20 protein-coding genes are annotated in these 20,870 nt (G+C 72.5%); 16 read left to right on the top strand and 4 right to left on the bottom strand.

From position 1 onward, the window contains the following. Positions 1-115 precede the first annotated feature (115 nt). Entirely contained in the window at positions 116-766 is a 651-nt protein-coding gene (locus ACYBSK_RS23495) for a GntR family transcriptional regulator (protein ID WP_457479204.1), read from the bottom strand. A gap of 177 nt (positions 767-943) precedes the next feature. On the opposite strand from ACYBSK_RS23495, the gene ACYBSK_RS23490 reads away from it, so the two are divergent. Next, positions 944-1,945 carry a YdcF family protein gene (locus ACYBSK_RS23490; RefSeq protein ID WP_457479203.1) on the top strand — a complete coding sequence of 334 codons (1,002 nt, stop codon included), beginning with the start codon at positions 944-946 and terminating at the stop codon, positions 1,943-1,945. 31 nt (positions 1,946-1,976) lie between these two features. On the opposite strand, the gene ACYBSK_RS23485 is transcribed toward ACYBSK_RS23490, so the two are convergent. Continuing rightward, positions 1,977-3,056, bottom strand: a complete 1,080-nt coding sequence (locus ACYBSK_RS23485; RefSeq protein WP_460243208.1) for a mechanosensitive ion channel family protein — start codon at positions 3,054-3,056, stop codon at positions 1,977-1,979. 211 nt (positions 3,057-3,267) lie between these two features. Between ACYBSK_RS23485 and ACYBSK_RS23480 the strand changes: the two genes are divergently transcribed. The 4 genes from ACYBSK_RS23480 (at position 3,268) to ACYBSK_RS23465 (ending at position 6,051) form a co-directional block, all read left to right on the top strand. Beyond that, positions 3,268-3,693 (top strand): LAETG motif-containing sortase-dependent surface protein, encoded by a 426-nt coding sequence (locus ACYBSK_RS23480; RefSeq protein ID WP_457479201.1) that lies wholly within the window; start codon positions 3,268-3,270, stop codon positions 3,691-3,693. Positions 3,694-3,716: 23 nt separating this feature from the next. Then, the gene (locus ACYBSK_RS23475; protein ID WP_460243207.1) at positions 3,717-4,424 is read left to right on the top strand and encodes an RNA polymerase sigma factor; all 708 of its coding nucleotides are present in this window, start codon (positions 3,717-3,719) and stop codon (positions 4,422-4,424) included. After that, positions 4,421-4,879, top strand: a complete 459-nt coding sequence (locus tag ACYBSK_RS23470; RefSeq protein WP_460243206.1) for a hypothetical protein — start codon at positions 4,421-4,423, stop codon at positions 4,877-4,879. The genes ACYBSK_RS23475 and ACYBSK_RS23470 overlap by 4 nt, the downstream gene beginning before the upstream one ends. Positions 4,880-4,986: 107 nt before the next feature. Then, positions 4,987-6,051 (top strand): zinc-binding dehydrogenase, encoded by a 1,065-nt coding sequence (locus ACYBSK_RS23465; RefSeq protein WP_460247082.1) that lies wholly within the window; start codon positions 4,987-4,989, stop codon positions 6,049-6,051. A 40-nt stretch (positions 6,052-6,091) separates the two neighbouring features. On the opposite strand, the gene ACYBSK_RS23460 is transcribed toward ACYBSK_RS23465, so the two are convergent. Both ACYBSK_RS23460 and ACYBSK_RS23455 read right to left on the bottom strand, forming a co-directional pair. Beyond that, positions 6,092-6,580, bottom strand: a complete 489-nt coding sequence (locus ACYBSK_RS23460; RefSeq protein WP_460243205.1) for a flavin reductase family protein — start codon at positions 6,578-6,580, stop codon at positions 6,092-6,094. 160 nt (positions 6,581-6,740) lie between these two features. Then, positions 6,741-9,548, bottom strand: a complete 2,808-nt coding sequence (locus ACYBSK_RS23455) for a helix-turn-helix transcriptional regulator (RefSeq protein WP_460243204.1) — start codon at positions 9,546-9,548, stop codon at positions 6,741-6,743. A 187-nt stretch (positions 9,549-9,735) separates the two neighbouring features. Here ACYBSK_RS23455 and ACYBSK_RS23450 point away from each other — a divergent pair, with 187 nt between their 5' ends. From ACYBSK_RS23450 to ACYBSK_RS23400, 11 genes are all read left to right on the top strand, one after another. Next, on the top strand, positions 9,736-10,461 hold the full coding sequence (locus ACYBSK_RS23450) for a hypothetical protein (protein ID WP_460243203.1): 726 nt from the start codon (positions 9,736-9,738) through the stop codon (positions 10,459-10,461). A 288-nt stretch (positions 10,462-10,749) separates the two neighbouring features. Continuing rightward, positions 10,750-11,502 (top strand): AfsR/SARP family transcriptional regulator, encoded by a 753-nt coding sequence (locus tag ACYBSK_RS23445; RefSeq protein ID WP_457479195.1) that lies wholly within the window; start codon positions 10,750-10,752, stop codon positions 11,500-11,502. A gap of 54 nt (positions 11,503-11,556) precedes the next feature. Continuing rightward, entirely contained in the window at positions 11,557-11,760 is a 204-nt protein-coding gene (locus tag ACYBSK_RS23440) for a hypothetical protein (RefSeq protein WP_457479194.1), read from the top strand. 70 nt (positions 11,761-11,830) lie between these two features. After that, positions 11,831-13,927 (top strand): ATP-binding protein, encoded by a 2,097-nt coding sequence (locus ACYBSK_RS23435; protein WP_460243202.1) that lies wholly within the window; start codon positions 11,831-11,833, stop codon positions 13,925-13,927. Continuing rightward, positions 13,924-16,125: an eCIS core domain-containing protein gene (locus ACYBSK_RS23430; protein ID WP_460243201.1), complete on the top strand. Its 2,202-nt coding sequence runs from the start codon at positions 13,924-13,926 to the stop codon at positions 16,123-16,125. The genes ACYBSK_RS23435 and ACYBSK_RS23430 overlap by 4 nt, the downstream gene beginning before the upstream one ends. A 92-nt stretch (positions 16,126-16,217) precedes the next feature. Further along, on the top strand, positions 16,218-17,018 hold the full coding sequence (locus ACYBSK_RS23425) for a Pvc16 family protein (protein WP_460243200.1): 801 nt from the start codon (positions 16,218-16,220) through the stop codon (positions 17,016-17,018). 37 nt (positions 17,019-17,055) lie between these two features. Next, entirely contained in the window at positions 17,056-19,032 is a 1,977-nt protein-coding gene (locus ACYBSK_RS23420; protein ID WP_460243199.1) for a phage tail sheath subtilisin-like domain-containing protein, read from the top strand. A gap of 19 nt (positions 19,033-19,051) precedes the next feature. Further along, complete coding sequence (locus tag ACYBSK_RS23415; protein ID WP_457479189.1) at positions 19,052-19,480, top strand: phage tail protein; 429 nt, start codon at positions 19,052-19,054, stop codon at positions 19,478-19,480. 6 nt (positions 19,481-19,486) lie between these two features. Further along, positions 19,487-19,852 carry a hypothetical protein gene (locus tag ACYBSK_RS23410; RefSeq protein WP_457479188.1) on the top strand — a complete coding sequence of 122 codons (366 nt, stop codon included), beginning with the start codon at positions 19,487-19,489 and terminating at the stop codon, positions 19,850-19,852. Positions 19,853-19,881: 29 nt separating this feature from the next. Continuing rightward, positions 19,882-20,022 carry a DUF6760 family protein gene (locus tag ACYBSK_RS23405; protein ID WP_460243198.1) on the top strand — a complete coding sequence of 47 codons (141 nt, stop codon included), beginning with the start codon at positions 19,882-19,884 and terminating at the stop codon, positions 20,020-20,022. Between the two features lie 710 nt (positions 20,023-20,732). Further along, entirely contained in the window at positions 20,733-20,855 is a 123-nt protein-coding gene (locus ACYBSK_RS23400; RefSeq protein ID WP_460243197.1) for a hypothetical protein, read from the top strand. Positions 20,856-20,870 lie beyond the last annotated feature (15 nt).

The raw sequence follows: 20,870 nt of genomic DNA, 5'->3' as shown, positions 1-20,870 counted from the left end.
TGTGGGGTGCGCAAGGGGGCTGCACCGAATTCGAGGGGGAAGGCCGGCCCGCGGCCGGGGTGGTGCCCTGGAAAAGTGACGGCGGCCCGGCGCGCCGCCGGACCGCCGAGGAGGGTCAGTGGCGGCCGTGGCCTTCGGCTTCCTCCGCCGCCGTGTACATGGCCAGCCGGATGTCGCGGGCCGCCGCCATGTGCTCGGCCGCGATCCGGGCCGCGTCGTCCGCGCGGCGCTCACGTACGGCCGCGAGCAGGTCCTCGGTCTCCCGCAGGACGGCTTCCCACCGGCCCGGGTGACTCAGCGTCGTCTGCGGGTAGCGGCGCAGATGGTCGCCGAGCCGGTCCAGCAGATCGATGAGGGTGGGGCTGTGGCTGGCGTCGCGCAGCCGCTCGTGGAACACGCGGTTGGTGCGGGCCTGTTCGGCGTGGTCGTGCGGGGCCACGCCGCGCATGTCCTCGTACGCCCGCTCCAGTCGGCCGAGGTCGAGCGGAGTGTGCCGCAGGGCCGCGCCGCGGCCCGCGGACTCCTCGAGGATGATCCGCACCTCGTAGATGTCGAGGATCTCCTCGGGTCGGTGCAGCCGGACGTGCATCTGCCGGCCGATCCGCTCCACCAGACCGTCCTGCTCCAGGCGGCGCAGCGCCTCGCGGATGGGTGTGCGCGACACCCCGTAGCGTTCGGCCAGCGCCGCCTCGCCGAGATGCTCGCCGGGCGGAATGTCTCCCGCCACGATGTCGGCACGCAGACGGTCGTACGCCGAACCAGCCACCGGTGCTCCTAGCCCTCTCCCTGACACGTGTCCGAGCCCACCGGGCGGGGGCCGCGCGGTGACTCAGCAGTCATTGTGCCCTCACGCCGGGGTCCCGTCCGCCCAGGGGCCGGGGCGGCGGCGACGGGGGAGGGCTCCCGTGCGAGGAGGGGCGCCGGAAACGCCTAGCATGTGCGCATGTTGGTCTACGCTCCGGCGGTCCTCTTCTTCCTGATGTTCTGCTTCGGAGTGGTGCGCGAGCGTCGCCGATTCAGCAACGCCGTGCTCCTCGGGCTGTCGGCGGTGTTCGCGCTGGCCCCGTGGGTGCTCGAACTCGTCCGTGAGGGGCGGGAGTTGAACAGGACGGTCGTCGTCCTGCTCGTCGCCCTCGCGATGCTCTGCGTCGCCGTCCTGGCCGGGTTCCTGATCGCCAACGGCGTGACCATGCTGCGCAAGGAGGGCAGAAGTCCCGCGAACCTGATGTCCCTGCTGGCGGGGGCCGCCCTCGCGGGACTGCTCGTGCTGCTGGTCGTGGCGCTGATCCGGCAGACCCGCACCCTGCTGGTGGTGGCGGGCACGGCGATGGCCCTGGCGGGCTACATCGCCTTCCTCTTCCTCTGTTTCATCGTCTACGCGTTCCTCTACGGACGCCTCCACCTGCGGCGGCGGACCGATTACGTGGTGGTGCTCGGCTCGGGCCTGGTGAACGGTTCCACGGTGCCTCCGCTGCTGGCGAGCCGCCTCGACCGGGCCCACCGGCTGCACACCGCGCTGTCGAAGCGGGGCAGGCGGCCGGTGCTGCTCACCTCGGGCGGCCAGGGCCCGGACGAGGAGCTGCCGGAGTCCCACGCCATGGCCGACTACCTCGTGGAGCGCGGGTTCCCGGCGGAGCTGATCGAGCGCGAGGACCGCTCGACGAGCACCGACGAGAACCTCAGGTTCAGCAAGGCGCTGATGGAGAAGGCCAGGCCGGACTACCGCTGCGTGATGGTGACGAACAACTACCACGTGTTCCGTGCCGCGGTGACCGCCCGCAGGGTCGGGGTGCGCGGGCACGTCGTGGGCGCCCCGACCGCCGCGTACTTCTGGCCCAGCGCGATGATCCGCGAATTCGTGGCGCTGTTCCTCGCGTACTGGCGCACCAACGTGGGCATCTGCCTGGCGCTTCTCCTGGGTGGCGTGCTCGTCTGGTGGTACTGAACGCCCTTCGCGTGTGCCGGGCCCCGGGCGGTCAGCGCGGGGAAGGCGCGGGCTCCGGCTCGTCGGCCCTGGAACCGCCGCGCATCCAGACGGTGTGCTGCGGCACGTGGATGTCGATGCCCGCCCTGTCCAGCGCCTCCATCGTCCGGCGGCGCAACTCCCGTGTCACGGACCACTGTTGGAGCGGCACGGTCTTGACCGCGAGGCGCACCACCGCGCCCGTCGCGGCGTCCAGCGACTGGACACCCCACACGGCGGGGTCCTCCAGCAGGATGTCCTTGAACGCCGGGTCCTCGCGCAGGGACTGACCGGACTGCTCCAGCACGCCGTACACGGTGTCCAGGTTGGCGTCCGGGGCGACGGGGATGTCCAGGACGGCGCGCGCCCATTCCTGGCTGTCGTTGCGGACGCGCAGGATCTCCCCGTTGCGGATGTGCCACAGACCGCCGTTGAGGTCACGCACGTGGGTGAGGCGCAGGCCGACGTGCTCCACGGTGCCGACGGCCTCGCCGAGGTCCACCGAGTCACCGACGCCGTACTGGTCCTCCAGCATGATGAGCAGGCCCGACAGATAGTCGGCGACCAGGCTCTGCGCGCCGAACCCGATCGCGAGACCGACGACTCCCGCGCTGGCCAGCAGCGGGCCGAGAGCGATCCCGACCTGGTCCAGGACCATGGCCACGCCGAGCATGAACAGCAGGATGGTCACCGCGCTGCTCAGCACGGACCCGATCGTGCGGGCGCGCTGCTCACGGCGCTGGCGCGCGTACGACCGGTCCCGCTGCAACAGGGCGGGGGCGCGCCCCGACAACCTGAAGGAAGCGCGCTCCGAACCGTTCTCGTCGCCGGCCGGTTCGAGGATGCGCTGCACCACCCTGGTGATGGCCTTCCTCGCCGCGATGCGAAGCAGCAGCAGGACGACCACGATGAGCGCGATGCGCAGCGGCACCCCGATCAGTGCCGTGGTGTGATCGCCTATCCACCCCGACCAGTCGGCGGCGGACTCGAACTCCGCGGCGAGGTGGGGGTGCGGGGACATGTGCTCCATCAGAGCGTCGGCTCCGTTCTTCGAATGCTGTTCTACGGGGAGTTGTTCTTCGAGAGTGGTCACGCGGACCTCCACCGCAGCTACCCGATGCGGAAACGAACACGATGGGGATTTCGTGAGGGCCGCGCGTGCATCGTGTCGACCGCCGGTCACCGCACCGCCGGACATCGGGGCAAGATTTTTCCGCGACCGCGGCAACCCGCCCCGGACTCGCGCGTCGTGTGGGGGTGAAGGGTGCCCTCCGGCATCCTCGCCCCGACCGAGGAGTACGACCGTGAACCACTTCGTTCCCGTGCGCAGTGCCGTCGTGGCCACCGGCCTGCTGGCCGCCCTGGCCGCGATCCCCACCGCCCACGCCACACCGGCGCAGTCGTCGACCAGCGCCTCGGCCGCTCCCACCGGGACGCCGAGCCCGGCCCCCTCGGCGCCCGCCACCAGCGTCCCGCAGCCGGCCGAGAGCACCCCGCCCCCGTCGGCCGAGCCCGCCACCCCCGACGCCAAGGGGGACGCCGCCGCGACCGAGGTGCCGAGCGCCGCCCCCACCGAGCCCGGCACACCCGCGCCCGCCCCCAACGACGACGAGCTCGCCCATACTGGGTCCTCGGACACGACCACCGCCGTCCTGGGCGCCGGAGCCGCCGTACTCGTCGCCGCGGGCGCGGGAACCCTCTTCGCCGTACGCCGCCGCTCGCACCGCTGACCCGGCACGACCCGAGGAACCCTGTGCACACCCCCGCAGTCAACGAACTCGCCCCGCCAACAAGGCCGTTCGCGCTCATGCACGGCCACGCCCGCCCCCGGTGGCGGGATGTGCTGCGGGGGCTGCTGCGACGCGACCGGTCCACCCTCGAAGAGGCCCCCGGCCCGGCCATCGACGCGCCGGGCCGGACCACCACCGCGTACGCGCACACCCACGGCGCCGTCCCGCCCCGGGACCTCGACCGCCCACCCACCGTCGGCGAGCTGTACCACGCGCACCGGCTGCGCATGGTGCGCCTCGCGGTGCTGCTCGTGGACGACCTGGCCACCGCCGAGGACGTGGTGCAGGACGCGTTCACCGCCCTCTACCGCCGCCACGGCGAACACATCACGCAGGTCGACAACGCGCTCGGCTACCTGCGCACCGCGGTCGTCAACACCGCACGCTCGGTGCTGCGCCGCCGCCGAACGGCCCGCGCGTGGACCCCGCCACCGGCCGGTGAGGCCCCGTCCGCGGAGGACTCCGTCGTCCTCGACGAGGCGCACCGGGAAGTCCTCGCCGCGCTGTCCCGCCTCACACCGCGCCGCCGCGAGGTCCTCGTCCTGCGCTACTGGGCCGACCTCAGCGAGGCCGAGATAGCCGCCACCCTCGGCATCAGCAAAGGCGCGGTGAAGTCCAACGCCAGCCGTGCCCTGGACGCGCTCGAAAAGAGCCTGGAGGGCCGGATATGACTCCCCGTACGCCGTCCGACCGCCCGGCCGGCCGATCCGAACGCCCGGTGGAACAGCGCCTGCGCGAGGCGCTCGCCGCGCGCGCCGACGGCGTCACCGTACGGGCGCTGCGCCCGGCCCGGCCGCCCGGCCCGCGGCCGCGCCGACTGCCCCGGCTCCGCGACCTGCGCCGGCGGTACGTCCTCCCGGTCGCCGGACTCGCCGCGGCCGGGGCCCTCGCCGTCGGCTACGTCACGTGGAGCCCGGACCCGGCCCCGGACCGCACCCCCGTACCGCCCGCCGCACCCTCGTCCACGACCACCCCCGACCACCGGCCGACGCCCAGCCCGTCGACGTCGTCCAACTCGCCCGTCCCGAACCCGGCGACGCCGTCCACCTCGGTCCCGTCCCCCTCCTCCCCGCCCACGTCGACCCCGTACGCGCAGTCGCCGACGGACCCGGAACCCACCCGGTGAAGGGGGTACCTGATCAAGGGCGCACCTGGTGAGGGGCTTCCTTGATCAGCTGCTCCCGGCGGCTACCGTGCGTCGCAGGAGTACGGCCCGTGCTGGAGGAGGAAGAAGTGAAGGCGCTGCGTTACCACCGCTTCGGCGGCCCCGTCGCCGTCGAGACGGTTCCCGACCCGCAGGTCCCGCGGGACGGCGCGGTGATCCGCGTCGCGGCGTCCGGCCTGTGCCGCAGCGACCGGCACGCCTGGTCCGGCCACGACGACACGGTGAGCGTGCCGCAGATCCCCGGACACGAGTTCGTCGGCCGCGTCGAGGCCGTCGGCGCGAGCGTCCGGAACTGGTCCGTCGGCGACCGGGTGACCGCCCCCTTCGTCAACGGGTGCGGGACCTGCGAGTGGTGCGAAGGCGGGAACGCGCAGGTCTGTCCCGACCAGACCCAACCCGGCTTCACCCACTGGGGTTCGCACGCCGAACTGGTCGCCGTGCGGGCCGCCGACACGAACCTGGTGGCGGTCCCCGAGGCCGTCCCCGACGCCGCGGCCGCTGGCCTCGGCTGCCGGTTCGCCACCGCCTACCGCGCCGTGTCCGCGCGCGGGCGGGTGCGGCCCGGCGAGTGGATCGCCGTCTTCGGAGCCGGGGGAGTCGGACTCAGCGCCGTCATGATCGCCGTCGCGCTCGGCGCGCGGCCGATCGCGATCGACCGCTCCGCCGCGGCGCTGGCGCTCGCGGCCAAGGCCGGAGCCGAACACGTACTGACCGCCTCGGACGACACGGTCGCGGAGATCGTCGCACTCACCGGCGGCGGAGCCCACGTCGCCGTCGACGCGGTCGGCGCGTCGGAGGTGATCGACACGAGCATCCGGTCGCTGCGCCGCCGCGGACGCCATGTGCAGATCGGGCTCCTCGCCGGACCGCCCCCGGCGATTCCGCTGGATCGCGTACTGGCCTGGGAGCTCGATGTCCTGGGCAGCCACGGCATGGCCGCGAGCGACTACCCGGAACTGCTCGACCTGGTCGAACGCGGGGTGCTGCGCCCGGCCGATCTCGTGACGCACCGGGTCGGGATGGCCGAGGCCGCCCACCTGCTGTTCGCCGAGGACACCGCCCGCCGCTCGGGCATCACGGTGCTGTGCCCGCAGGGCGACGACGACGCCCCGCCGCCGTCACGCCACGCCTGACCCGATGGCGCGGTCCGTCCCGCCCCGACGCCGCGCGGCCTCAGTCGACCGGGTGGCCGGGAGCGATGCCCTCGGCGTCGGAGAGCCGGAACGGCTGCCGTCCGGCCGCACCGCCCTCGCCCGCCGCCTCCGGAGTGAGTACGAACCCCACGTGATCGCCGTCGTCGAGCCGGTTCACCACCCGGCCCACCAGCCAGGCCCGCACCGCCCCGAGCACCACGGTCCCGCGCGGCCCACGCCCCCACTCGACCTCCGCGAACTTGTCCACGCGGTCCCCGCTCTCGCCGCCGAACAGCCGGGCCAGCGCGTACTGGTCGCGCCCCAGCAGGTGCACGGCGAGGTGGTCGGCGTTCTCCGCGACCGCGTACGTCCGATTGACCTTCGACAGCCACACGACGTAGCGCACGGGGCGGATCGAACACTGCGAGGAGAACCCGACCAGACACCCCGCCCGCTCGCCACCGGCCTCGGCGGTGACGACGCACATCTCCGGGTCCAGCTGATCCACGAACGCGTCCGCGAAGGCCATGACGACAACATCTCCCTCGGATCGGCGAGCGCCGGTGCGGCGGGCCGACGGGTGCTCGGTCCCGTTGAGTCGGTTTCCAGGTGACCATGGGGTGGGTGTGGTGGGGTGGCGGCGCGCGGGTGAGGGGGCGGGTACCCAGGGGGTGTGGTCCATGCGGTGCTCAGTCGACGTCCCCCGTCCGCGCCAGGCACCGCGCCAGTTCGGAGCGGGAGCGCAGGCCGAGTTTGCGGTAGACGCGGGTGAGGTGGGCCTCGACCGTCTTGCGGGAGATGAACAGGGCCGTCGCCGCTTCGACGTTGCTCAGTCCGGATCCGATCGCGCGGGCCACCTGGAGTTCCTGCGCGGTCAACAGGTCGACCGGGGGCGGCCGTTCGGAGGGGCTCGCCGAGGGGTGGCCCGCCGCCGCGAGTTCGGCCGCCGCGCGGGCCGCCCACGTCGCGGCGCCCAACGCGGTGAACCCTCGGTGCGCCGCCTGCAACGGTTCGCGGGCCGCGGCCGGTCGGCGCAGTCGGCGCAGTGCCTGGCCGCACACCAGGCGGGTGCGGGCCAGCTCGTAGGGCATGGACCGCCGTGTGTGCGCCCGCTCCGCGCAGGCCAGCCAGCGCATCACGTCGTCGGCGTCACCCGCCAGGAATGCCCGGCACCGGGCGTGCGCCGCGGTCGGCCAGGCCAGACCCGTGGCGCGGGCCCGCTCGTCCAGCCAGTGGGTGAGCTGCACGGCCCGGTCGCGGCTGCCCGTGCGGTGGTGCGCCTCGGCCAGGTCGGCGACGAAAGGCATGAGGTTGGGGTTGGCCAGGCCCATGCGGTCCGCCGCGGCGAACGCCCGCTCCAGGTGTCCACGGCACGGATCGGGGTCCCCGGCGGTGAGCGCCGCCGAACCGAGCGCGGACTGCGCGAAGACCTCCAGCCCCGGAACGCCCTCGCCGCAGTGCCGCTCGAACGAGGCGATGTGTTCCTCACAGGCGGCCCGTTCGCCGCGCAGCCCCTCCAGACGGGCCAGCGACGTCAGCGCGTAGCCGGTCATCGCGGTGTGTCCGAACTCCTGCCCCCAGCGCAGCGCCTCCGTCGCGTCCGCGCGGGCCGCGGCCCAGCGGCCCCACGACTCCGTCTCGGTCCGCTCGACCAGCGCGAACGGCAGCAGGGCCGGCAGACCGTCGCGCCGGGCCCGGTCGATCACGGCGTCCAGCACCGCGCGAGACGCTTCCTCGTCGTCGACCCAGGACAGCGCCTGCCCGATCAGGACCGCCAACTGCCCGTCCTGGACCGGCCAGTCGCCCCGCATCGCCGCGTGTGCGGCGCGCAGCAGCGGACGCGCTCGTCGCACCTGGCCGGACAACGCCAGTGTGTTCGCCCGGAGAACCCGGCCCAGCCGCAGCTCCGGCCCCGTCCCCAGGGCGCTCGCCAGTGCCGCGCACCGGTCGGCGGTCTCGGCGGCCCGGCGGATACGGCCGCTCATCGCCGCCGGCATGACGGCCGCGCCGTACAGTGCGCACGCCCACGTCGGCGCCGCCGTCCCGGCCGCGGCGCCCGCCTCCATCAGCAGCCGGTGTGCGCCGCCCGGATCGCCGAGCCAGCTGCGCGCCTGGCCGCGCAGCAGCTCGACGGCGGCGGTCAGGGCCGGATCGGTGCTGTGCCGCAGCGCCTCCTCGCACCACTGGGCGGCGTCGGTCGTGCCGCCGCTGTGGAAGGCGTCCTCCGCGGCGTTCAAGTACCGTACGGCCCTGTCCCGCGCGGCGGGTGACAGCTCGGCAGCCCGGTGCCAGGCCCGCGCCGACGCCGCGAGTGCACCGTGGCGCCGCGCCCGTTCCGCGCTCTCGGCGAGCGCTCCGGCCACCGACTCGTCCGGGCCCGACACCGCACTCGCCCGGTACCACGTGCGCAGTTCCCCCGACGACAGGTCCGCGAGCACCCGGTACGCACGCAGCCTCAGCGGCGCCGGGCCGTGCGCGAGGACCAGCGGCCGCAACACCGGATGCCGCAGCTCGTATCCCTGGGGCCCCGCCCGCACCAGGCCCGCCTCCTCGGCGGCCGTCAACGCGCCCAGCGACAGCCCGGCCGCGTCCAGGGCCCGCTCCAGCAGGCCGTACTCGGGAACGTTGCACACCGCGACGTACAGCAGGGCCTCGCGCGACTCCGGGGCGAGCGCCCGCATCCGGCCCCACCACGCCCGCTCGACCAGGGGGCCCGGGGTCTCCCAGTCCGGGCGGGTGGGATCCCCGGCGTCCGTCCGAAGGCGGGCCTGCGCGTCCGCGTACTCCACGAGGACCAGAGGGTTTCCCATGCTCAGCGGGATCAGCCGGGCGGCGGCGGGCGTCGCCGGGTCGAGGCCGTGGCGACGGAGCAGCTCCCGGCACGCGGCACCGCTCAGCGGGGCCAGCTCCAGCTGCGGTACGCCCTCCCACGGCGCCACGTCGCCGTCCTCCGCCCGCACGGCCATCACCAGCGCCACCCGCTCGGTGGCAAGACGTCGTGCGACGAAGTGCAGCACCCGTCGGGACGAGGGATCCGCCCAGTGCAGATCGTCCACCAGCACCACCAGCGGCTCCTTCTCGCCCGCCGCCGCGAACACACCGAGCGCCCCCGCGCACACGGCGTACGGATTGGGTGCCGCGACGTCCGCGAGCGCGAGGCACCCTTCGAGGGCCCGGCACTGGGCGGGCGGCACCTCCTTGAAGAATGCGCGCAGGGGCAGCAGCAGGTCGGCGAGGACCGTGTACGGAAGCACCGCCTCCGACTCGACGCCACGGGCCCGCAGCACCCGCGTACCGCAGCCGGTGGCGGCCCGTGCGGCGGCGTCGTCGAGCAGCGTGCTCTTGCCGATGCCCGGCTCGCCCCGCAGCAACAGTGCCGCGCCCCGGTCGGGCAGCGAGTCCAACAGGCCGTGCAGCAGCATCCGTTCGCGCTCCCGGCCGACGGGCTCCCCGTGGTCCGGATCGGCCGCCCCGGGCACGGTTCCTGTCTCGTTCATCACGCCCCCCGTGGTCCGTGCGGTGACGCCCCCGCACTCAACCCCGCCCCCATCAGAGTGCTCCTTCCGGGCTGATCCCCGAGGGAACTTGACTGCCCCGAGGGAGTTCCCCGATGCGAGACAGCGGGTCGACGCGCTCAGGTGCCTTCATGGAGGCAAGCGCCGACTACGCGGGAGGAGGCCGACCGTGCGGGGACCGGACCGGCTCGACGCCGTCGTCATCGAGGTGCTGGTCTCTCCGGCCCAGGCGCGCGCGGCAGGGCTCTGGGACGGCGAGCCGGCCGCGCACCCGCCCGGCCGGCTCTGGTTCTGCGAACGGATCGACGCGTCCGGGAACCGGCTGCCGCTGCTGGACGGCGGGGTGGTCCTGCGGCTGCGCGAGACACCGCACCGGAAGGCCGAGGCCGTCGCGGAACTCCGTCCGTGCAGGCGCTCCCGGATCGCCGGACACCGGCCCGGCCGCGTCGAGGAGGAGTGGCGGGGTGAGCGGCGCGTCCTCACGGCCACGGTGACCGCGTACCGGGAGGAGGGCTTTGTCGCAAGGACGCTGGCGCGCGGAACGTCGCCGCGAGGGCTGCTCAGCGCGGAGCAGTGGGCCTTCCTCGACGCGTGCGCGGATCGCCCGGGGGACCTGCACGCGCTCCGCGCCCTCGGCCCCGTCGCGGTGCGTCACTGGCCCAGGGTCGGGTGGGCCGGAATGCAGCTGGACGTGCAGCGGTGGCGGTCCGGTGAGGCCACGGGAGGGGGGTTCGACTTCGTGCGGCTGTCGCGTCGTGTCGACCGGCCGGGCGCCGAACTCGCCCAACTCGCCCTGGAGAGCGCGCTGCGCCTGCGCGGCGTGGACGCGTGGGAGGCCCGAGCGGCGCCGGATCTGCGGCAGTTGCTCAGCGGCCTGGCGTCGGCGCGCCGGTGAGCGGTCGGGGGCGTTCCCCGATGCGGGCGCGCGGGCCGGGCGCTGTGCTGGATGCCGGGGAATGCCATCGCGTGAAGGGGGATCACAGATGGACGTCCCGACGAGTGGATGGCGGGGACGGACACCCGTCCGTGAGTGCCGCCTCCCACGGTCGCGGCCGGTCGCGGCGGCGGACTCCCGGGACCTGCTCCCGGCGCCCGCCGACGCGCCTCCCGACCGGGCGAAGACCGTCCACCAGGAGATCCGCGCCGCTCTGGTGGGATCGGAGCGCGCGGCCGGGGCGCCACGGTGACCGGCACCGACGCCCGGCTGCGTCTCCTCGGCTGTTTCCGACTCTCCTGCGGGGGCCGCGATGTCGACGTCACCGCGGGCGGGCAGCGCGTACTGGCCTTCCTCGGGCTGCGCGGCCGGGCGAGCCGCACCGTCCTGGCCGGAACCCTGTGGCCGGACGTCGCCGAGGAGCGGGCGCAGGGCAGCCTGCGCACCGCGCTGTGGCGGCTCCGCCGCGCGCCCCGCCCGCTCGTCGACGGCGGCCACGACACGTTGACCATCGCGGACGGCGTACTGGTCGACGCGCACGGCCTGGCGTCCACCGCCTTGGACCTCGTGTCCATGCCGAGCCGGGGCGACGAGGTGCGGGCACTGCTCGGACGGCTGCGCGGCGGCGAACTGCTGCCCGGCTGGGACGAGGACTGGGTGATGTTCGAACGTGAGCGGCTGCGGCAACTGCGGCTGCACGCGCTCGACACGCTCTCCGCCCGCCTCGTGGAACAGGGCTGCCACGCGCTCGCCCTGGAGGCCGCGCTGGAGAGCGTACGCATCGAGCCCCTGCGCGAGAGCGGACACCGGGCGGTCGTCGCGGTCCACCTTGCCGAGGGGAACGCGGTGGAGGCCGGCCGGCACTACGCGTCCTACGAGCGGTTGGTGCGCGAGGAGCTGGGGGTGCGGCCGTCCGACCGTTTCGCGGTGATGCTGCGCGGGACGTCCGCGCTCGACTCGCCCCCGACCTCCCCCGATGATCCGCCGCTGACGGTGCGGTGACGCGGCCGCGCGACAGTGAAGGCTTCGCCGACGCCCTCCGAGGAGCGGATCGTCATGGACGAGGTTCCCGCGTCGCCCGGTGCCGTCCTGCTGATCAGTGTGTGGTGGGAGGGAGCGCCGCCCGGCCTGCGGGCCCGCCTCGTGCGCACCCTGGACGTCCGCGAGCCCGGGGGAGAGGCGCTGCTCCTGGCCGGGCGACGGGACGTGCTCGCCGCGGTCGAGGACTGGCTCGACTCCTGGGAACGCGCGCACGATTGACGGCCGCGTGACGGACCGATGACACCACGCTCCTAGCGTTGGCGGCCACCGAATCCCCACGGGGGCAGCGATGGGAACCGCGTATCCGGACGATCTCGCTCACGCGATGGGGTGCCTCGACGCCCTGCTGCGCGACACGGTGGCGCGCGTCCTGGCCGCGTACGGGGGACAGGCGGCCGACGATCCGTTCCGCGGCCTCTACATCAGTCGGGCGGACATCGGCAGGATGCTCGACACCTGGGACACACCCCCGGCCCACGCCACCGGGGACGCTCCGCCGCTGCTCGACGGATTCGTCGGGCCCGACGCCCTCGACGGCGGATCCCGGCTGCTCCGGCTGGTGCGTACGTACGGCCTCGACGAGACCGATCTGTGGTTGCTCCTGATCGCGCTCGCACCCGAGGTCGACCTGCGTTACGAGCGGTTGTACGGCTTCCTCCAGGACGACGTCTCCCGCCGGCGCCCCGGCGTGGACCTCGCGCTGACCCTCCTGTCCGCCGATCCGGCCGGGCGGTTCGAGCGGCGTGCGCGACTGACGGGCGACGCCCCGCTCGTCCGGCACGGACTGATCGAACTCCGTGACGAGTCGCAGGGCGCGCGGTGGCCGGTGCTCGCGCACTCACTGGTGCCGGACGGCGCGGTGGTGCAGTACCTGCTCGGGTTCGATGAACTGGGGCCCGAAGCAGGGGAGTTCAGCGCGCTCCTGCCTTGCCCGAGTGCGGCGGCTGCCGTGCCCGCGGACGTGCTGCCGCCCGGGATCCGGCGGCTGCCCCGCCCGATCGGCGCGGACCCCTTGCTGCTGTACTTCTCGGGCCCTCCTGGTGGTGTCCGTCGCCAAGCGGCCGAACGGCTCGCCGCCGAAGCCGAACGTCCCTTGCTGACCGCTGACTTGGACGCCGCCACGCTCCGCGGAGGGGACTGGCCCCGGATCCTGCTGCGGGAGGCGTCGCTGCGTGGGGCGGTCGTCTACGCGGAGCCGTACGACGCGCTGCTCGGCGAGGAGCGGACGACGCAGCGGCGGGCGTGGGACCGGGCGGTGGCGGCATATCAGGGCGCCGTGATCGTCGCCGGTTCGCCGGGACGTCCCGATGCGGCCGGGCGAGCGTTCCACGTGGCGTTTCCCCGCCCGGCGGCCCCGGAGCGGGGCGCGCACTGGAGCCGTTGCCTGGAGCGGGCGGGGCTGCCGGCGCGCGCGGACTGGGCGGCCGTACTGGGCGGGCGCTACCGCCTGACCTACGACCTGATCGAGGCCGCGGTCGCGCAGGCCGCCACCGGGGCGAGCGCCCCCACGCTCGCCGACCTGTCGCGAGCCGCCCGCGAGCAGTCCGCCCCCGAACTGGGGGAGCTGGCCCACGCCATCGAGCCCGTGCACGGCTGGGCGGACCTGGTGCTGCCCGAGGACACGCGCCGACAACTGGGCGAGCTGTGCCACCAGGTCGAATGCCGCCAACTCGTCCTGCACGAATGGGGATTCGGACGCCGACAGACCCTCGGCAAGGGCACATCCGCCCTGTTCTGCGGTCCGCCGGGAACCGGCAAGACGACGGCAGCCGAGATCATCGCGGCGGAACTGGGACTCGGCCTCTACAAGATCGACCTGGCCGGGGTGGTCAGCAAGTACATCGGAGAGACGGAGAAGAACCTGCGGCGCATCTTCGCCGCTGCCGAACACGCCGACGCCGTGCTGTTCTTCGACGAGGCCGACGCGCTGTTCGGGCGACGCTCCGAGGTGCGCGACTCCCACGACCGGTACGCCAACATCGAGATCGCCTACCTCCTGCAACAGTTGGAGAGCTACGAGGGCGTGGCCGTCCTCGCCACCAACCTGCGCCGCAACATGGACGAGGCGTTCGTGCGTCGCCTGCAGTTCGTCGTCGAGTTCCCCTTCCCGGACGAGCACCAGCGCGCCGACATCTGGCGCCTGCACTTCCCGCCGGAGGCTCCACGCGACCCGGACCTGGAACTGGGGCTGCTGGCCCGCCAGTTCAGGATCACGGGTGGCTCGATCCGCAACGCCGTACTCGCCGCGGCCTACCTCGCCGCAGCCGACTCCCGACCGGTCACCCTGCGGGACCTCCTGCACGCCACGACCCGCGAACTCGCGAAAGCGGGGCGGGTGGTGGCGGGGGAGGAGCTGGAGTTGTTCGAGCGAGTGAGGGCGCGATGAGGACCACCGTGCAGCGAAAGGCGCCGTCCCCGCCCGTCCGCGAGGCCGAACGGCGGGCGTCCGCGGGCCAGAACGGCACGCTTGATCCGATGGCTCTGGTCCAGCTCTGCCGAGCGGGCGGAAACAGCGCGACCGAAGCGCTCGTCCAACGCAAGACGCGGGTGAGCCGACCCGGCGACCCGCATGAAAGGGAGGCCGAACGGGCCGCCGAGCAGGTGTTGCGGACACCCGGCAACGACAACGGGCCCGAGCCCGATCTCACGGGACCACCTCCCCGGATCACGCCGCTGCGGGCGGGCGGTGCCCCCCAGCTGTGTCAGAGGTGCGCCACCGCGGAACACCGGGTGGGCGAACCCTCCACCGGCCAGTGCTGCGGTGGGCAGGTCCAGCGGCAGGCGGAGGAGGAGAGTCCGCAGCCGCCGGAACCGATGGAACGGGTCGCCGGTCCCGCTACGAATGGACAGCCCCTCACGGACGAGGACCGGACGTTCTTCGAGGACCGCCTGGGCCGGGACCTGAGCGCGGTGCGTGTGCACACCGGTGGCGACACCTCCGCGACGGCGCGGGCGTTGCGGGCCCGTGCCTACACGATCGGGCACGACATCGGATTCCGCTCCGGTGAGTACGCCCCGGGCACCCCTGCCGGGCGACGGCTGCTGGCCCATGAACTCGTTCACGTCGTGCAGCAGGAGTCGGACGGCGGGAGCCGGACCGCTGTGCAGCGGGCGACCGACCGTCAGGGGACGGCAGCGGACGACTCCTTCTGGCCGGTGCGGGCGGCGATGTACGCGCTCACCGGAAACGTCGTCGGGCTCGTCGGTGAGGTGTGGCTGCACCTGAGCCGTGAGCACAAGGAGAAGTACCTCGACCAGGCGCTGGCGGGGGCGACCGAGGCGATCTCCGTGCTGCCCGCCGATCCGGCCCTCGGGCTGCTCTGGCCCCTGTACCACGCCGGGCTGAGGGGATTCGTGGCGCGACTGCGCTCACCGAACATCTCCACGGCCGAGAAGATCCAGGCGATGGACAAGATCGCCGGGGTGGTCACCGGCCGCAGCACGGGATTCAACCTTGCTTTCCTCAAAGGGCTCGCCAAGGGCTTCTTCCTGGACGGCATGCTCGGCATCTTCCTGCTGATTCGCGACGTGTGGAAACTGGTGCCCCGTCTGTGGGGCGTGCTCGGCCAGGTGGCCCACGCGATCGGCGGATTCCCGCCGCAACTCGCCCACGCCATCCAGGGGTTCAAGGATTCCTTCGCGCATCTCAGCGCGGAGTCCGTCGTGGAACAGGTCGTTGCGCTGGCTCGGGATCCGAGGCCGCTGCTCGACGCGGTCGCCGGGCTCGGGGAGAGCGCACGGGAGATCGCCCGGGAGCAGGGCGGAAATCTAGCCGAGTTCCTGGTGCGCGCCGTCAACAAGCCGGGCAGCGAGGAGACCTTCGGGGACGAGGCCGGAAAAGCCGTGGGGCAGGTCCTCTGGGAGGCAGTGTTCGCAGTCGTCACCGCCGGTGGCGGAACGGCGCTCACCGGAGCGAAGGCGGGCCTGCGGGCGGTGCTCGGTGTCCTGGGCAAGCTGGGCGGCAGGATGTCCGGCGGCAGTGCCTTCATGTCTGTTTTCCGGGCTGTGCACGTGGCGCTCGGAGCGGCGGGCGAATGGATTCGCAAGGCAGCGCTTGTCGTGAAGGGGCGACTGGCGAAAGTCGGCGAACGCTTGGGTGAGCTGCTCGGAAGGGCGCGCGAGTTCTTCGCCCTCCTGTTTCGCAGCTGCCATGCAAGCGCGCTGCGCTGCAAGCTGCCAAACTTCAAGGTTCCGGCGAGGGGAAAGACCAGTGAGCTGAAGAAGCTGGCGAAGGAGCTCAGTGAGCAGCTGGACATTCCTGTCGACTACCGAATGATCATGGAAGCTCCCTGGGTCGGCAGAAAAGGGAGATTCGAAGAATACAGCAATGCGGCGGGCTACCTCCGCAGTAGCCGAAAGTTCTGGAAAGCGTACAGTCAGCATTTCGCGATGCACTCACATTTGGTGGGGAAAGGAAAGGTAGTGACGAAAGACCTCGCGGCAGTGCTCGGCTGGACCGCGCGGGTGGCCGAGTGCAAGTCGCTGATCGGCGGCAAGATGGTTCACCATCACATCCGCAAAGGCAAGTACGTCGTGGCGATACCCGCATGCCTGCATCTGTCGCGGTCCAAGCGCATTCACTAGTCGGAAAAGACTCCGGGGGAGGTGAGACAGCAATGTTCCATGACCTGGACAGCGCTCTGGCGCGGTTATTGCACGATGCGCCGGTTGTCGAGATGCCTGAGCTCCGGGCCGCCGACGTGAGTTTCGAGACGCCGGACAAGGTTTTCGCGCCCGGGAACGCGACCGTGGACCTGTTCCTGTACGAGGTGCGGGAGAACCGGGAGATACGGGACCCCGTGCCCGTCGTCGAGCGGGTCGGCGCCGGTGGCACGGGCGGATATGTGCGGAGGCGCCCACCGCTGCGGGCCAACTGCTCGTACATCGTGACGAGTTGGGCGTCGGGTGTCATTGGCGCCGCGCGCGTGGTCGCGGAGCACCGGCTGCTGGGTCAGGCGCTGGGGTGGGTCAGCCGGTTCCCAAGGATCCCTGAGGCGTATCTGGTGGGGGCGCTCGCCGGCCCGCACCGTGTCTTCCCGCTGCCCACGATGATCGCCCAGCTCGACCCGAACCAGCACGCGGGCGACTTCTGGGCGGCGATGGGGATCGCGCCGCGTCCCGCGTTCTATCTCACCGTCACCACCGAACTGCCGATGGGCTTCCCCATCGAGGGGCCGCTCGTGACCGCGGCCGTCGTCGACCACCAGCAGGACATGAATCTCGCCACCCGCGAAACGCTGATCGACTTCGGCGGCACCGTCCGCACCGCCGCCGGTGAGCCGGTGCCAGGGGCCTGGGTACGGCTCGATCCCCTCGGGCGGACCGAGACGAGCGACGACGACGGAAGGTTCCGGTTCAGCCAGGTCGTCCCGGCGCCGGGACACACCCTCCGGGCCCGTGCGCCGGGGCTCGGAGACGTCACCCGGAACGTCGACGTGCCGGAGCGGAGCGGCGACTACGACCTCCGGTTCACGTGACCCGTCGCGACGGAACGCAGAAGAAGGAGCGAGATCCATGGCCGTATCCACGAACTATCCCGGGGTGTACATCGACGAGTTCGAGCCCGCGCCGCCCATCCAAGGCGTCGGCACCTCCACCGCCGCCTTCGTCGGACGCGCTCTCAGCGGGCCGGTGGGCGTGCCCGTGAAGGTGACGCGCTGGGAGCGTTTCCAGGACGTGTACGGCACCGTCCCCCGGCCCGGAACGTACCTCTGGTACGCGGTCCGAGGCTTCTTCGAGAACGGCGGAAACACCTGCTACGTCGTCAGGGCCAGCGACGCCACGACCGGGCAGGCCACGTTCGACAACCGGGCGGGCCACGCGATGTTCACGGTGCGCGCCCGCCGCCCCGGCCGGTCCCAACCTGCGATCACCGTCACCGTGAGCCGAAACCCACTGGTGTCCGGTGCCGAGTTGTACCGGCCGACCGGGAACGTCACCGTGGCCGCCGTACGCGAGTTCACCGCCGACTCGGAGGACGTGGCCCGGCGCTTCCGGCCGGGCGACGAGGTGGACTTCGGCGGGGCGGACCGGCGCGTGCCGATCGCCTCGGTCTCGGGCACGGCCGTGCGGACGACCGTGGACCTCCAGCAGGCCGTGGGCACCGCCGGCGCGCTGAGGCTCGTGAACACCCGGATCGACACACGCACCGTCCGGATCGCCGCCACCGAGGAGATAGCTCCCAAGGATCTGGTCGCGGGCACCGTTCTGACGATCACGCAGGGCGCGGGGGCGAACCGGGCGGCCGCGACCCGGGTCGTCGAGTCCGCGCAGGCCGAGGGCGTCGCCGAATCGGCGGCCGGCACCGACACGTGGACGTACCGGGTCACGTTCCGTACGGGACTCGACGCCGTGTTCGACCTGGCCCCCGGGGACCCGCCGGGAGCCGCGGGTGTCGAGTCGGAGGAGTTCGACATCACCGTCGCCCCGGCGGACGACCCCCTCTGTGAGGGCCTCTCGGCGGACCCGGCGCACCCCCGCTATTTCGTCCGGGTCGTCAATGCCGCCGACCTCCCGGCCAGTATCGAGCCGGAGGATCCGCCCCCTGCCGACACCCTGCCGGACGCGCTGCCCGCGCAGGTCGTGGCGACGGCGTTGCCTCCCGGGCAGGACGAGACGGTCGGCCCGCTCGGCGCGGGTCCGTACACCACCGCTGTCGGCGCCCTGCGTACCACGGGGGACGTCAACCTCGTCGCCGTACCGGACAGCACCGATGGCGATGTGCAGCGGGCCGTGCTCGACCAGTGTGTGCTGCTGAGTGACCGGTTCGCGGTCATGGACGCCCAACCGGGTCTCGCGCCGGGGGACGCTGCCCTCCAGACTCAGCGGAACGGCCTGGAGAGCGTGGGCGGCTTCGCTGCGCTCTACTACCCGTGGCTGCGCGTGCCCGCCGCCGACGGCTCGGGCTCACTCCTGGTGCCGCCGTCCGGCCACGTCTGCGGCGCGATCGCCCAGGTCGACGGCGCCCAGGGCGTGTTCAAGGCCCCGGCGAACGTGCGGTTGAACGGGTGCAGTGACATCCAGGCCAGCGGCGCCATGACCAACCAGGAGCAGGGCGGCCTGAACCTGCTCGGCATCAACGTCATCCGTGTCTTCCGCAGCGGCGGACCACCCACCCTCTGGGGCGCGCGCACCGCCACCACCAACACCAACTGGGTGTACATCAGCACGCGGCGGCTCTTCCTCTTCCTCGAAGAGTCCATCCAGGAAGGCATCCGCTGGGCGGTGTTCGAGCCGAACGACCTCGCCCTGTGGCAGAAGCTGAAGCGGTCGCTGACCGCCTTCCTGTTCCAGCAGTGGCGGGACGGCGCCCTCTTCGGGGAGACCGCCGAGCGGGCCTTCTACGTGCGCATCGACGAGGGGCTCAACCCGTTCAGCCAGCGTCAGCTCGGCCGCCTCAACATCGAGATCGGCGTGCAGCCCGCCTACCCCGCCGAATTCATCGTCGTACGCATCGGCATCTGGGACGGCGGGGCGGAGATCACCGAATAGCCTCAGAAGGAGGGGACGCATGCCACGCGTGGACCCGTACCGGAACTACAACTTCTTCGTCGAGCTCGACGCCCTGATCGTCGGTGGATTCACCGAATGCACCGGATTCGGCGCGAGCGTCGATCCCATCGAGTACCGCGAGGGGAACGAGGCGCCGACGGCCCGCAAACTCGCCGGACTCACCAAGTACACGAACATCACCCTGAAATGGGGGCTCACCGACTCCCGCGTGCTGCACGACTGGTTCATGGGATTCACCAAGGGCATCATCGACCGGAAAACCGGCAGCATCGTGCAGGTCGACATCGACGGCGTCACCGAGAAGACCCGCTGGAACTTCTACGAGGCATGGCCCGTGAAATGGGACGGCCCCGACTTCAACGCCACGGCGAACGCCGTGGCCATCGAAACCCTGGAACTCGCCGTCGAACGCATGGAGAGGGCCTGACCTGCCATGATCGCCACCGAGCATCCGTTCACCCTGCCCATCGGCTACCTCGACGAGGACGGCACGCTGCACCGCGACGGCGTGATGCGCATGGCCACGGCGGGCGACGAGATCCTGCCCCTCAAGGACCACCGGGTCCAGGCCAACGAGGCCTATCTCGTCGTGCTGCTCCTGTCCCGCGTCGTCACCCAACTGGGAACGGTCCCGAGCGTCAATCCGAAAGTCGTCGAAAACCTCTACGCCAAGGATCTGGCCTTTCTCCAGGACTTCTACAACCACGTCAACCAGACCGGCGACAGCACCCTGCATGCCGCATGTCCGCGGTGCGCGCACGAATTCGACATGGAGGTGAGTGGTGCGGGGGGATCGTAGGCTACCGACTCGTCTCGCTGTACGAGGAGGTGGCCTTTCTCGCCTACCACTTCCACTGGCCGCTGACGGAAATCCTCGCCATGGAACACGCCGAGCGGCGGCAGTGGGTGGAGCAGATCTCGTCGATCAACCGGCGGATCTCGGAGGCCACGGAAAGGGGGACGTCATGAGGAGAATCGCCGTGGGGGCGCTGCGCCGGCGGTGCTGGGGTGCCGAGTTGGCGGGCCGGTACCGAGGCCGCGGCGGTGGCTACGGGCGAGGCCCGAGGTTCACCTTCGTGGGCCGCCGCGCCGGGGTGTGCCACGGGCGGGCGCGTGCCGTGGCACTCACGGTGCGTACGGTCGGGAGAGTCGGACCCGCCGGCCGGGCGGGGCGCAGTGCGGTGGCGGGCGCGACGCTCCGAGTGGTGAGGGAGCAGCGGCCAAAGCCCCGGCTGCGGAAGTGGGTTCGTCCGTCCGTCACGCTCCTGGTTCCTGTGCTCCACACCGAGCGCGTGGCCGGACCGCCGGTCACCGTCGGTCTGCTCGGTCCGGCGCCCAGGCGTCCCGCGCCGCCGATCCGGCCGCCGCGCGGACAGGACGCCCCTCACCTCCACCCGTCAACACCGGCTCGTGCACCGCGACGTGGTGGCGGTGGCGCCGGACCCTTCCCTGGAGCGCGGCAGACACCACGCGTGCGCACAGCGCAGCCGTACTCGCGTCAGCCGTCGGCCGCACCGAACACGAGCGCATCAGGCGTCGCCCTCATACGCACCCTCGCCCCCAGCCGTCGAGTCGAGCGCCTGGTCCCGGCCGCGCCCCCGGCCGTGGCGCCGCCCCCGGTCGTCCCGCCACTCAGGCAAGCACCCACTGCTCCACCCCGGCCGCAAGAAACCCGGTCCGTGCAACTGCCGAGTCCGGCACCGGCGCCAGCCGCGCCGGACCTGGGCCGGATGACCGACGACATCGTCCGGCGCATCGACCGCCGCATCACCGCCCACCGTGAACGCCTCGGCCGCATCTGAGACCCGGGAGCCGAC

The organism is Streptomyces sp. BYX5S (assembly GCF_054724165.1).
The sequence above is the reverse complement of the archived record's forward strand: the minus strand, read 5'-3'. Positions and strand labels throughout refer to the sequence as shown.

Coding starts and splice junctions, on each gene's coding strand:
- ACYBSK_RS23490 (WP_457479203.1), top strand. CDS start 944: ATGTTGGTCTACGCTCCGGCGGTCCTCTTCTTCCTGATGTTCTGCTTC.
- ACYBSK_RS23470 (WP_460243206.1), top strand. CDS start 4,421: ATGACTCCCCGTACGCCGTCCGACCGCCCGGCCGGCCGATCCGAACGC.
- ACYBSK_RS23460 (WP_460243205.1), bottom strand. CDS start 6,580: ATGGCCTTCGCGGACGCGTTCGTGGATCAGCTGGACCCGGAGATGTGC.
- ACYBSK_RS23455 (WP_460243204.1), bottom strand. CDS start 9,548: ATGAACGAGACAGGAACCGTGCCCGGGGCGGCCGATCCGGACCACGGG.
- ACYBSK_RS23440 (WP_457479194.1), top strand. CDS start 11,557: ATGGACGAGGTTCCCGCGTCGCCCGGTGCCGTCCTGCTGATCAGTGTG.
- ACYBSK_RS23435 (WP_460243202.1), top strand. CDS start 11,831: ATGGGAACCGCGTATCCGGACGATCTCGCTCACGCGATGGGGTGCCTC.
- ACYBSK_RS23430 (WP_460243201.1), top strand. CDS start 13,924: ATGAGGACCACCGTGCAGCGAAAGGCGCCGTCCCCGCCCGTCCGCGAG.
- ACYBSK_RS23425 (WP_460243200.1), top strand. CDS start 16,218: ATGCCTGAGCTCCGGGCCGCCGACGTGAGTTTCGAGACGCCGGACAAG.
- ACYBSK_RS23420 (WP_460243199.1), top strand. CDS start 17,056: ATGGCCGTATCCACGAACTATCCCGGGGTGTACATCGACGAGTTCGAG.
- ACYBSK_RS23415 (WP_457479189.1), top strand. CDS start 19,052: ATGCCACGCGTGGACCCGTACCGGAACTACAACTTCTTCGTCGAGCTC.
- ACYBSK_RS23410 (WP_457479188.1), top strand. CDS start 19,487: ATGATCGCCACCGAGCATCCGTTCACCCTGCCCATCGGCTACCTCGAC.